General features: G+C 71.6%; 12 protein-coding genes. 8 read left to right on the top strand and 4 right to left on the bottom strand.

The genetic code is table 11. The features are described from left to right. Positions 1-60: 60 nt before the first annotated feature. Complete coding sequence (locus tag QYS60_RS11690; protein ID WP_040784537.1) at positions 61-402, bottom strand: hypothetical protein; 342 nt, start codon at positions 400-402, stop codon at positions 61-63. 22 nt (positions 403-424) lie between these two features. Here QYS60_RS11690 and QYS60_RS11685 point away from each other — a divergent pair, with 22 nt between their 5' ends. Continuing rightward, positions 425-1,390, top strand: a complete 966-nt coding sequence (locus QYS60_RS11685) for a quinone oxidoreductase (RefSeq protein ID WP_289380536.1) — start codon at positions 425-427, stop codon at positions 1,388-1,390. A gap of 18 nt (positions 1,391-1,408) precedes the next feature. On the opposite strand, the gene QYS60_RS11680 is transcribed toward QYS60_RS11685, so the two are convergent. Further along, positions 1,409-2,386, bottom strand: coding sequence for a heme o synthase (locus tag QYS60_RS11680; protein WP_003939481.1), 978 nt, complete (start codon positions 2,384-2,386; stop codon positions 1,409-1,411). Positions 2,387-2,570: 184 nt separating this feature from the next. Between QYS60_RS11680 and tkt the strand changes: the two genes are divergently transcribed. From tkt to pgl, 5 genes are read left to right on the top strand one after another with little or no spacing between them, the layout of a single operon-like run. Next, positions 2,571-4,673, top strand: a complete 2,103-nt coding sequence (gene tkt, locus QYS60_RS11675) for a transketolase (RefSeq protein ID WP_289380533.1) — start codon at positions 2,571-2,573, stop codon at positions 4,671-4,673. 5 nt (positions 4,674-4,678) lie between these two features. Next, positions 4,679-5,815, top strand: a complete 1,137-nt coding sequence (gene tal, locus QYS60_RS11670) for a transaldolase (RefSeq protein WP_054373467.1) — start codon at positions 4,679-4,681, stop codon at positions 5,813-5,815. 4 nt (positions 5,816-5,819) lie between these two features. Next, a complete protein-coding gene (gene zwf / locus QYS60_RS11665; protein WP_003939478.1) occupies positions 5,820-7,361 on the top strand; it encodes a glucose-6-phosphate dehydrogenase in 1,542 nt (513 codons plus the stop codon). Then, positions 7,358-8,266, top strand: a complete 909-nt coding sequence (opcA, locus tag QYS60_RS11660) for a glucose-6-phosphate dehydrogenase assembly protein OpcA (RefSeq protein ID WP_003939477.1) — start codon at positions 7,358-7,360, stop codon at positions 8,264-8,266. The genes zwf and opcA overlap by 4 nt, the downstream gene beginning before the upstream one ends. Further along, a complete protein-coding gene (gene pgl, locus QYS60_RS11655; protein ID WP_371383226.1) occupies positions 8,259-9,026 on the top strand; it encodes a 6-phosphogluconolactonase in 768 nt (255 codons plus the stop codon). The genes opcA and pgl overlap by 8 nt, the downstream gene beginning before the upstream one ends. Before the next feature lie 3 nt (positions 9,027-9,029). Here the strand turns inward: pgl and QYS60_RS11650 are convergent, their stop codons facing one another. Next, positions 9,030-9,191: a hypothetical protein gene (locus QYS60_RS11650; protein ID WP_161628506.1), complete on the bottom strand. Its 162-nt coding sequence runs from the start codon at positions 9,189-9,191 to the stop codon at positions 9,030-9,032. A 148-nt stretch (positions 9,192-9,339) separates the two neighbouring features. Here QYS60_RS11650 and QYS60_RS11645 point away from each other — a divergent pair, with 148 nt between their 5' ends. Together QYS60_RS11645 and QYS60_RS11640 are read left to right on the top strand one after the other, a co-directional pair. Beyond that, positions 9,340-9,822, top strand: coding sequence for an SRPBCC domain-containing protein (locus tag QYS60_RS11645; RefSeq protein ID WP_371383225.1), 483 nt, complete (start codon positions 9,340-9,342; stop codon positions 9,820-9,822). A gap of 92 nt (positions 9,823-9,914) precedes the next feature. Beyond that, a complete protein-coding gene (locus tag QYS60_RS11640; protein ID WP_371383224.1) occupies positions 9,915-11,801 on the top strand; it encodes an alkyl/aryl-sulfatase in 1,887 nt (628 codons plus the stop codon). A gap of 39 nt (positions 11,802-11,840) precedes the next feature. Here the strand turns inward: QYS60_RS11640 and QYS60_RS11635 are convergent, their stop codons facing one another. Then, complete coding sequence (locus QYS60_RS11635; protein ID WP_003939473.1) at positions 11,841-12,251, bottom strand: nuclear transport factor 2 family protein; 411 nt, start codon at positions 12,249-12,251, stop codon at positions 11,841-11,843. Positions 12,252-12,337 lie beyond the last annotated feature (86 nt).

The raw sequence follows: 12,337 nt of genomic DNA, 5'->3' as shown, positions 1-12,337 counted from the left end.
CGAGAAACGGCTCCGGGGGCCACCCGTGACGGGTGGCCCCCGGAGCCGGTCGAGGATCGGTCAGCGTTCGTTGCGGGCCCGCGGGAACCGGGTCTGACGGGCCACCCAGCCGGCCATCTTCTTCCAGTGGCCCTGCTGCGGCGTCGCGATGCTGGTCACTTCGCGATCCCACTCCGAGACGGTCACGTCGGGCAGCGCCTCGACCACCGCCTGCGCGGTGGCGAGATCGCGCACCACCCGGTCGCCGAGCACACCGTCCTCGGCGACGACGGTGATGCGCACCGCGCCCCGCGCGACCGGCTGCAGCACCGCCTTGGCGGAGCCACCGTGCGCGGCGACGAAGCTGCGGAGGGACTTCACGATGTCGGCCGGTGCGGCCACGACCTGAGTATCGGCGCTCATGCCTGCAGAATACTGTGAACGCATGCGCGCAATCGAAGTGGCACGGTTCGGCGGCCCCGAGGTCCTCACCCCCGTCGAGGTCCCGGCTCCCGAGCCGGGGCCGGGTCAGCTGCTGGTCCGGACGGATGCCGTGGGCGTCAACTTCATCGACACCTACTTCCGCACCGGGCTGTACCCCCGGGAGTTGCCGTACATTCCCGGGACCGAGGGCACCGGACGGGTCGTCGCGACGGGTGAGGGCGTGGCCGGCGTCGCGGTCGGCGACCGGGTGAGCTGGGCGGCGGCCGACGGTTCCTACGCCGAGCAGGTGCTCGTGCCGGCGGCGGTGGCCGTGCCGGTGCCCGACGCGGTTCCCGCCGAGCAGGCGGCGTCGGCGCTGCTGCAGGGCATGACCGCGCACTACCTGCTCAATTCGACGTATCCGGCGCAGCCCGGCGAGACCGTGCTCGTGCACGCGGGCGCCGGCGGGGTGGGCCTGCTCCTCACCCAGCTCGCCGCCGCGAAGGACGTGCGGGTGATCACGACCGTCTCCTCCGACGAGAAGGAGGCCCTGTCGCGCGGGGCGGGCGCGACCGAGGTGCTGCGCTACTCCGACGACCTCGCCGAGCAGGTCCGGGACCTCACCGGCGGGGAGGGCGTCGCGGCGGTCTACGACGGCGTCGGCGCGGCCACGTTCGAGTCGTCGCTCGCCTCGCTGCGCATCCGCGGCACGTTGGCGCTGTTCGGCGCGGCCAGCGGTCCGGTTCCGCCGTTCGACCTGCAGCGGCTCAACCCCGCGGGCTCGCTGTACGTCACGCGGCCGACCCTCGCGCACCATGTGCGCACCCGCGAGGAGCTGATGTGGCGGGCGGGCGACGTGTTCGCCGCCGTCGCCGACGGGACCCTCACCGTCCGGGTCGGCGCGCGGTACCCGCTGGCGCAGGCGGCGCAGGCACACCGGGATCTCGAGGCCCGCCGCACGACCGGTTCGATCGTGCTGCTCCCCTGAGTGGGTGCTCGCAGCGGATCAGAAGAACGAGGCGATCGTGCGCAGGTCGAGCACGGAGTCCACGGCCAGGCCCAGGCACACCAGCGCGAGGTAGTTGTTCGACTGCAGGAACAGCTTGAGGGGCTTGACCGCCGCCCCACCCCGGACGCTGCGGTACAGCTGATGCGCGACGAGCAGGAACCAGGCACCGGCAGCGACGGTGACCACCGCGTACACCAGGCCGGCGGCCGGCACGAGCACCAGCGTCGCCAGCACGGTCGCCCAGGTGTAGAGCAGGATCTGCTTGGTGACGTGCTGCTCGCTCGCGATCACGGGCAGCATGGGCACGCCGGCGGCCTTGTAGTCCTCCTTGTACCGCATGGCCAGGGCCCAGGTGTGCGGCGGCGTCCAGAAGAAGATCACCAGGAACAGCACGATCGGTTCCCAGCTCAGCGAGCCGGTGACCGCGGCCCAGCCGACCATCACGGGCATGCACCCCGCGGCCCCGCCCCACACCACGTTCTGCCAGGTCCTGCGCTTGAGGACCATCGTGTACACCAGGACGTAGAAGGCGATCGTGGCGACCACGAGCAGGCCGGCGAGCAGGTTCGCCCGCCACCACAACCACAGGAACGACACGACGCCGAGCACCGCGCCGAACACGAACGCGTGCCGGGTCGGGACGGCCTGCCGGGCCAGCGGCCGCAGCGCCGTCCGCTTCATGACCTTGTCGATGTCGGCGTCGACGACGCAGTTGAGGGCATTCGCGCTCGCCGCGCCCATCCACCCACCGAACAGGGTGCTCGCGATGAGCACCAGATCCACCTCGCCGCGGGCGGCGAAGAGCATCGCCGGGATGGTCGCCACCAGCAGCAGCTCGATCACGCGCGGCTTGGTCAGCGCGATATAGGCGAGCACCGTGCCCGAAACGCGTCCCCACACCGTGTCGGGGCGCGGCGCTCCGGGTGCCTCGGGGGCGCCGAAGCCGTGTCCTCCCGGCCGTTGCCCTGCCCGCACCCTGTCTCCTTGCACCACGCGATTACGCACCTTCGCTCGCCGTCGCCCTACTACGAACGATGGTAGACGTCGCGCAGGCCCGGACCGAATCGACCCGCAAAGCGCAGCACATTACTCTGGAGGGGCGCTCGAGGCTTTCGCGCCCGCACGCTCCCCGTATACCCATGTCAGGAGACTTCTGCTCGTGTCGATCACAGACGAGATCCGCTCCCTCACCCAGGCAGTGCACCCCGCCGACTGGACCGACCTCGACACCAAGGCCGTCGACACCGCACGCGTGCTCGCCGCCGACGCGGTCCAGAAGGTGGGCAACGGGCACCCGGGCACGGCGATGAGCCTTGCCCCCGTGGCCTACACGCTGTTCCAGAAGGTGATGCGGCACGACCCGACCGACCCGCACTGGGTGGGACGGGACCGGTTCGTGCTCTCGTGCGGACACTCGAGCCTGACGCTGTACATCCAGCTCTACCTGTCGGGATACGGTCTCGAACTCGCCGACCTCGAGGCGCTGCGCACGTGGGGTTCGAAGACGCCCGGCCACCCCGAGTTCGGGCACACCGCGGGGGTGGAGATGACCACCGGCCCGCTCGGGCAGGGCCTGGCCTCCGCGGTGGGCATGGCGATGGCGGCGCGGCGGGAACGCGGCCTGTTCGACCCGGACGCGGCGACGGGCGCGAGCCCGTTCGACCACCACATCTACGTTCTTGCTTCCGACGGCGACATCGAAGAAGGCGTGACGTCGGAGGCCTCGTCCCTCGCGGGCGTGCAGCAGCTCGGCAACCTGATCGTCTTCTACGACGACAACAAGATCTCCATCGAGCACGACACGGCGATCGCCCTCGGTGAGGACGTCGCCAAGCGCTACGAGGCCTACGGCTGGCATGTGCAGACCGTCGAGGGCGGCGAGAACGTCACCGCGATCCTCGACGCCGTCGAGGCCGCCAAGGCCGTCACCGACAAGCCGTCGCTCGTCGTGCTGCGCACGATCATCGGCTACCCGGCGCCGACCAAGATGAACACCGGCGACGTGCACGGCGCCGCCCTCGGCGCCGAGGAGGTCGCCGCCGTCAAGACCGCCCTCGGGTTCGACCCCGAGCAGCACTTCGACGTCGACCCCGCCGTGATCGAGCACACCCGCGGCGTCGTCGAGCGCGGCGCGGCGGCCCGCACCGCATGGCAGGCCGAGTTCGACGCGTGGGCCGGTCGCGAGCCGCAGCGCAAGGAACTGTTCGACCGGTTGCAGGCCGGGGAGTTCCCCGCCGGCTGGACCGAGGTGCTGCCCACCTACGAGCCGGCCGCCAAGGGTCCGGCCACCCGCAAGGCGTCCGGCAGCGCCCTCGCCGCACTCGGCCCGGTGCTGCCGGAGCTGTGGGGCGGCTCGGCCGACCTGGCCGGCTCGAACAACACCACGATCCCCGGGTCGGACTCGTTCGGCCCGGTGTCGATCTCCACGAAGGACTGGAACGCCCAGCCGTACGGCCGGACGCTGCACTTCGGTGTGCGCGAGCACGCGATGGGTTCGATCCTCAACGGCATCGCCCTGCACGGCCCGACCCGCCCCTACGGCGGCACCTTCCTGGTGTTCAGCGACTACATGCGTCCCGCCGTGCGGCTCGCCGCGCTCATGCAGACCCCCGCGATCTACGTGTGGACCCACGACTCGATCGGCCTCGGCGAGGACGGCCCGACCCATCAGCCGGTCGAGCACCTCACCGCGCTGCGGGCGATCCCGAATCTGGCTGTGATCCGTCCCGGCGACGCGAACGAGACCTCGTTCGCGTGGGCCGCGGCGCTCGAGAACAAGACCGGCCCGACCGCCCTGGCCCTGACCCGCCAGGATGTGCCGGTGCTCGAGGGCACCCGGGAGAAGGCCGCCGAGGGCCTGCCCCGCGGCGCGTACGTGCTCGCCGAGGCGTCCACCGGCACGCCCGAGGTGATCCTGCTCGGCACCGGCTCCGAGTTGCAGCTCGCCGTCGCCGCCCGCGAGGTGCTCGAGGCCGACGGTGTGCCCACCCGCGTGGTTTCGGTGCCGGTCCTCGACTGGTTCCTCGAGCAGGACCAGGCGTACCGCGACGAGGTGCTTCCGCCGGCGGTGCGTGCGCGCGTCTCCGTCGAGGCCGGACTGGCGATGCCGTGGCACCGCCTGCTCGGCGACGCCGGCGAGGCCGTCTCGCTCGAGCACTTCGGCGCCTCCGCCGACTACAAGACCCTGTTCCGCGAGTTCGGCATCACCGCCGAGGCCGTCGTCGACGCCGCCCGCCGCTCGCTGACCCGAGTGAAGGGATGATCCCGATGACCCAGCAGGTAACCCAGAACGCGAATCTCGCACAGCTCTCCGCCGCCGGGGTGTCCGTGTGGCTCGACGACCTCTCCCGGGACCGCATCGAGACCGGCAACCTCGCCGAGCTGATCGCCACCCGCAGCGTCGTGGGCGTGACCACCAACCCGTCGATCTTCCAGGCGGCGCTCAGCAAGGGCCACGTCTACGACGCCCAGGTCCGTGAGCTCGCGCTGGCCGGCGCCGATGTGGACACCACCATCCGCACCGTCACCACCGACGACGTGCGCGCCGCGTGCGACGTCCTGGCCCCGGTGTTCGAGGCCAGCGACGGTGTCGACGGTCGGGTCTCCATCGAGGTCGACCCGCGACTGGCGCACTCCACCGACGCGACCGTGCAGCAGGCGATCGAGCTGTGGCACATCGTGGACCGGCCCAACCTGCTCATCAAGATCCCCGCGACGGTGGCGGGCCTGCCGGCCATCGCCCGCGTGATCGGCGAGGGCATCAGCGTGAACGTGACGCTGATCTTCTCGGTCGAGCGCTACGAACGGGTCATCGAGGCCTACCTGGACGGTCTGACCGCCGCCAAGTCGGCCGGGCACGAGCTGTCGACGATCCACTCGGTGGCCTCGTTCTTCGTCTCCCGCGTCGACACCGAGATCGACGCGCGGCTCGACGCGATCGGCACCCCCGAGGCGCTCGCGCTGCGCGGCAAGGCCGGCGTCGCCAACGCCCGCCTGGCGTACGCGGCGTACCGCCGGGCGTTCGAGTCCGGGGCCCGGTTCGAGCAGCTCGCCGCGGCCGGTGCGCGTCCGCAGCGCGCCCTGTGGGCGTCGACCGGGGTGAAGAACCCGGACTACTCGGACACCCTGTACGTCACCGAACTGGTCGCCCCGAACACGGTCAACACGATGCCGGAGAAGACCCTCGAGGCCGTCGCCGACCACGGTGCGGTCACCGGCGACACGGTCACCGGCACCGAGAAGGCGGCGCAGAACGTGTTCTCCGCGCTGTCGACGATCGGGGTGAACCTGCCCGAGGTGTTCCGCAAGCTCGAGGACGAGGGCGTCGAGAAGTTCGAGGTGTCCTGGAACGAGCTGCTCGCCGCCACCTCCGAGCAGCTGATCGCGCACGGCGCCAAGAGCTGACGCGGTGCGCGAACCCGAGACGGCGGCGTGGGTCAACCCACTCCGGGACGAGCGTGATCGGCGGCTGCCCCGGATCGCCGGGCCGTGTGCCCTGGTGATCTTCGGGGTCACCGGCGACCTCGCCCGCCGCAAGCTGATGCCGGCGGTGTACGACCTGGCCAACCGCGGTCTGCTGCCGCCCGGGTTCGCGCTCGTCGGCTTCGCCCGCCGGGACTGGGCCGACGAGGACTTCGGTCAGGTCGTGCACGACGCCGTGAAGGCCAACTCGCGCACCAAGTTCCGCGAGGAGGTGTGGAACCGTCTGGCCGAGGGCATTCGGTTCGTGCAGGGCAGCTTCGACGACGACGCCGCGTTCGCCGAGCTCGCGTCGACGCTGGCCGAGCTGGACAAGGCCCGCGGCACGGGCGGCAACCACGCCTTCTACCTGTCCATCCCGCCGAACGCGTTCCCGGTGGTGTCCGCGCAGCTCAAACAGTCCGGACTCGCGATCGCGCGGGAGGGCACCTGGAGCCGGGTGATCATCGAGAAGCCGTTCGGTCACGATCTGACGAGCGCCCGGGAACTGAACCGGCTGGTCGCCGAGGTGTTCCCCGAGGAGGCGGTGTTCCGCATCGACCACTACCTCGGCAAGGAGACGGTGCAGAACATCCTGGCGTTGCGGTTCGCGAATCAGCTGTTCGATCCGCTGTGGAACGCGCACTACGTCGACCACGTGCAGATCACGATGGCGGAGGACATCGGTCTCGGCGGCCGCGCCGGCTACTACGACGGCATCGGCGCCGCCCGGGACGTGATCCAGAACCACCTGCTGCAGCTGCTCGCGTTCATCGCGATGGAGGAACCGATCAGCTTCGACCCGGCCGAGTTGCGGGCGGAGAAGATCAAGGTGCTGTCCGCGACCCGGCTCGCCGAGCCCCTCGACGAGACCACCGCCCGCGGCCAGTACATCGCCGGCTGGCAGAACGGCGGGCAGGTCGTCGGTCTGCACGACGAGCAGGGTTTCGCCGCCGACTCGACCACCGAGACCTACGCGGCGATCACCTGCGAGATCGACACCCGCCGCTGGGCCGGAGTGCCGTTCTACCTGCGCACCGGCAAGCGCCTGGGCCGGCGCGTCACCGAGATCGCGATCGTGTTCAAGCGGGCCCCGCACCTGCCGTTCGACCAGACGATGACCACCGAGCTCGGCCAGAACGCACTCGTCATCCGCGTGCAACCCGACGAGGGCGTCACGCTCCGCTTCGGTTCCAAGGTGCCCGGCTCGAGCATGGAGGTCCGCGACGTCAACATGGACTTCAGCTACGGCCAGGCGTTCACCGAGTCCTCCCCCGAGGCGTACGAGCGGCTGATCCTCGACGTGCTGCTCGGGGTGCCGTCGCTCTTTCCCGTCGACGACGAGGTCGAGCTGTCGTGGAAGATCCTCGACCCGGTACTGGAGCGCTGGGCGGCGCACGGCAAGCCCGAGCCGTACGAGGCCGGCACCTGGGGGCCGTCGTCGGCCGACGAGGTGCTCCGTCGCTCGGGCCGCGAATGGAGACGCCCGTGAGGATGCAGCTGCGCAACGCCACCGCGATCGACATCAGCAAACAGCTGGTCCAGCTGCGGCAGACCGGCGGCATCGTCACGCAGGGCCGAGTGCTCACCCTGGTGGTGTGCACCGACGGTCCACGTGGTCTCGAAGCCGCCATCACCGCGGCCATCGGGGCGTCGCGGGAGCATCCGTGCCGCGTGATCGTCGTCGGCCGTGGTCGCGCGGGCGGCGAACCGCGCATGGACGCCGAGATCCGCATCGGCGGGGACGCCGGCGCCTCGGAGGTGCTGATCCTCGCGCTGCACGGCCCGCTCGCCGATCACCAGGAATCGGTGATCGTGCCGTTCCTGCTGCCGGACACCCCGGTGGTGGTGTGGTGGCCGAACACCCCGCCCGAGGTGCCGGCGGCGGACCCGGTGGGGCGGCTCGCCGTGCGGCGCCTGACCGATGCGACGAACTCGTCGCGTCCGATGGCCGAGATCGTCTCGCGGTTGTCCGGCTACACCCCCGGCGACACCGACCTCGCGTGGGGCCGGATCACCTACTGGAGGGCGCTGCTCGTCTCGGCGCTCGACCAGCCACCGTTCGAGCCGGTCGAGTCGGCGCTGGTGTCGGGACTCGGCAGCGAACCGGCGGTGGATCTGCTCGCGGGCTGGCTCGCGAGCCGTATCGACGGCCCGGTCCAGCGTGCGGTGGGCGACCTGCGGGTCGAGCTGCGCACCCGCACCCAGACGATCTCGCTCGAGCGGCCCCAGGACGGGCGCGTCGCCACGCTGCGGCGCACCGGCAAACCCGATTCGCTGATCACGCTCGCACGCCGCGACTCCTCGGAATGCCTCGCCGAGGAGCTGCGGCGGCTCGACCCCGACGAGGTGTACCACTCGGCCCTGACGGCCCTGTCGAAGGTGGAATATGTCTGACGCGCACCACATCTCCGGGAACGTCCACGTACGGCGCTTCGAGTCGGGCGACGAGCTCGCGCGGGCGGCCGCCGCAGCGTTCGTCGAGACCGTGGTCGCCGCGCAGCGCGACCGCGGCCACGCCGCGGTGGTGCTGACCGGCGGCGGCACCGGCATCGCCGTGCTCGACGCGGTCCTGCGGGCTCCCGGCGGAATCGACTGGTCCGCGGTGGACGTGTACTTCGGCGACGAGCGGTACCTGCCGCCGGGTGATCCCGAGCGCAACGAGGTCCAGGCCCGCGCGGCGCTGCTCGACCATGTGCCGCTCGATCCGGCGCGGGTGCACGCGATGCCCACTCTCGACGAGGCCGGGGCCGGTTCCCCCGAGTCGGCGGCCCGCACGTACGCGCAGGTGCTCGCCGCGAACTCCCCCGACGGCAGCGCCCCCGAGTTCGACGTGCACCTGCTGGGCATGGGCGGCGAGGGCCACGTCAACTCGCTGTTCCCGCACACCGATGCCGTGCGCGAGCAGGATCGCTTCGTCGTCGGCGTCGACGACTCCCCCAAGCCGCCCGCCGCGCGGGTCACGCTCACCCTCCCGGCGGTCCGTCGCGCCCGGCAGGTGTGGCTGCTCGTCACCGGCGCGGCCAAGGCCGAGGCCGTCGCGGCCGCGGTGGGCGGCGCCGACGCGGTGGACGTCCCGGCCGCCGGGGCACGGGGCCTCGACCGGACCGTGTGGTTCCTCGACACGGAGGCCGCCGCGGCGCTGCCCGCCGGGTGACCGTCACCACCGCTGCCCGTCCCGGTCGGGCCCTCCGGGCCGCGGATCCGGGGGCACACGGCCGTCGGTCACGCCGCAGCGCAGTCGTGCGGCCCAGCTCGGATTGCGGGTCGCGCGCAGCCCGGTGAGGCGGCCACGGCGGCATCGCTCCGTCCTACGGTCCATCGCGAAGCTCCTCCCCTACGGTGTTCCCTGCCCAGTTCGACGCCGCGGCCGGCCCGGCGGTTCCCCGTGGGACGGACCGGCGCATACCCGGCAGGCGGCGGCCCGGCGGACCACAATGGGGACAGCACTGCGTGGAAAGGAGCGTTCGATGAGCACCCCGACCACCGTCCTGGGCCAGATCCGGCCCGAGCACGACTGCCCGGACGGGTCTTCCCTGGTGACCCTGCACTACGTGCGCAGCTTCGCCCTGCCGGTCGGTGAGGTGTGGGCGGCGTTGACCGACCGGCTCGAACGCTGGTACGGACGGTGGACGGGCGACCCCGCCTCCGGACGGGTGCGGCTGACGATGACCGACGAGCACGACACGGCGACGACGGACGTGCGGATCCTGCGCTGCGACCCACCCCACGTCCTCGTCGTCGACCAGGACGGGTGGCAACTCGAGCTCACGACGAAGCAGGTGGGTGCCGTCACCACCCTCGAGCTCTCGCACCGGCACGTCCCGCGGTCGGAGACCTCGGAGATCGGTCCTGGCTGGCAGTACTACCTCGACCGGCTCGATGCCGTGCTCACCGGCCGGGCCATGCCGCACTGGGACGGCTACCTCGACCTCGCCGACGAGTACCGGTGAGCGGCAGCGTCCGATTCCGGTGATCACCGGTCTGTACCGGCGACGTCCTCTAGGCTCGGGGCACCGCGCAACTTCCGGGGAGGACGGCGGCCATGAGCACTTCCGGTGCCAGCGAGACCACGCGGCGGAATCTGCAGGCTGCGGCGGCCGCGCTGCCCGCGGACGACGGGCAGGACTTCGAGGATGCGACGCGCGGCTTCGTCGGCCGCAGCGAGCAGCGGACGATCACCGCCGCGGACGGACGTGTCGTGTGGGACCTCGACGCCTACGCGTTCCTCGACGGGCCCGCGCCGCCGACGGCGCATCCGAGTCTGTGGCGGCAGGGCCGGCTGCTCGGCGAGGACGGCCTGTTCGAGGTGGTACCGGGGATCTACCAGTTGCGCGGCTTCGACCTGTCGGTGATGACCGTCGTCGAAGGTGACACCGGGGTGATCGTGATCGACCCGCTGATCAGCGCGGAGACCGCCGCGGCGGCGTTGACGCTGTACCGGCAGCACCGCGGCGACCGGCCCGTCTCCGGGATGATCTACACGCACTCGCATGTCGACCACTTCGGTGGCGTCAAGGGGGTGCTCGACGCGGAACTCGTCGCGGCCGGGACGGTCCCCGTCGTGGCCCCGGCCGGGTTCCTCGAACATGCGGTGTCGGAGAACCTGTTCGCCGGCACGGCGATGTCGCGGCGCTCGGGTTACATGTACGGCGCGGCGCTCGCGAAGGGACCGGCCGGGCAGATCGGTGCCGGGCTGGGCCAGACCACGTCGGCCGGCACCGTCACGCTCATCGCGCCCACCGTCGACATCACCGCGACCGGACAGGAACTCACCGTCGACGGGGTACGGATGGTCTTCCAGCTGACCCCCGGCACCGAGGCCCCCGCCGAGATGAACATCTGGTTCCCCGAGCGGCGCGCGCTGTGCGCGGCCGAGAACGCCACCCACACCATGCACAACATCCTCACGCTGCGCGGCGCGGTGGTGCGCGACGCGCACGCGTGGGGCCACTACCTCAACGAGACGATCGGGCTGTGGGGGGACGCGCTCGAGGTCGTGTTCGCCTCGCACCACTGGCCGACCTGGGGCCGCGAGCGGGCGCTCGAATTCCTCGCCGTGCAGCGCGACATGTACCTGTACCTGCACGATCAGACATTGCGGATGATGAACCAGGGCCTGGTGGGCCCGGAGATCGCCGAACGCTTCGAGTTGCCTCCGGCCCTGGCGGCGGCGTGGCACACCCACGGCTACTACGGCTCGGTGAGTCACAATGTCAAGGCGATCTACCAGCGGTACATGGGGTGGTACGACGGCAACCCCGCCAACCTGTGGGCCCATCCCCCGGCCGAGGCCGCCCGCCGGTACGTCGACGCCATGGGCGGCGCCGACGCCGCCCTCGCCGTCGCGCGGGGCGCCTTCGAGGAGGGCGACTACCGCTGGGTGCTCGAGGTCTGCAAACATCTGCTGTTCACCGACGACACCGATCAGGCCGCCCGGGACCTGCAGGCCGACGCGATGGAGCAACTCGCGTACGGCGCCGAGAACGGCACCTGGCGTTGCATCTATCTGGCCGGCGCGAAGGAACTCCGCGAGGGGATCTTCGGTTCGCCGGTGCAGTCCTCGGGCGACTTCCTCGATGCGCTGACCGTCCCGCAGCTTTTCGACAGCCTGGCGGTGCGGGTGGACGGGCCCCGCGCGTGGGATCTGCAGCTGGTGATCACATGGGTCCTCACCGACCTCGGGACCACGTATCTCACGGAGCTGCGGCACGGCGTGCTCAACCATCGGACCGTGCCCGAGCCGCCGCCGGGCAGCACCGTGTTCACCCTCACCCGCCGCACGCTGATCGGGGCCCTCACCGGGCAGCTGGATGCGGCGGCGGCCCTCGCGGACGGGACGATCGCGGTGACCGGCGACCCGACGGTGGTGGGCCGGCTCGTCGAGGTGCTCGCACCGGTGGATCCGGACTTCGCGATCGTCACGCCGTGACCCCCGCCTCGGCCGGAATCGGGGTGCGCGCGCCGCGGGTCAGCCGGGCCGGAGGACGCCGAAGTCGCCGAGGTCGTGGGAGATGGTGAAGGTGCGCGATGTCAGACGCCAGCCGTCGCGGGTGCGGATCCACCGATCGTCGTACTCGCCGAAGCACTCGTAGCTCGCCCCGGCGGCCGGGCCCGCGCCCACGTGGTGGACGCGGGCGTACGTCAGAGACCGGGCCCGGTCGTCGTCGATCTCGATGCGGTGGTTGCCCAGCAGGTGCTGCGACGGTCCGCAGCCGCCGAGATGGGCGCGGACCACGGCGACGATGCCGTCGCGCCCCGCCGCGCCGTAGCCGGTCGCGGAGTCAGTGAAGGCGGCGCCGAGGGCAGCCCAGTCCCGGCGGTCGAGGGCGGCGGCGAGTTCGGCGAGCCGCTCGACGATCTGTTCGCGGTCATGTGTCACCGGTCCAGGTGTAGCGGGTCACGGCCGTTCGGTGCGTCGTCTTCCCGCTGAGCGGACACCACCGGGCAGGGCGGCCGGTCGCTCCG

The sequence above is a fragment of the Rhodococcus sp. GXMU-t2271 genome, from assembly GCF_041414735.1.
GTDB lineage: Bacteria > Actinomycetota > Actinomycetes > Mycobacteriales > Mycobacteriaceae > Rhodococcus > Rhodococcus indonesiensis.
This window is presented reverse-complemented; position numbering and strand designations above follow the sequence as displayed.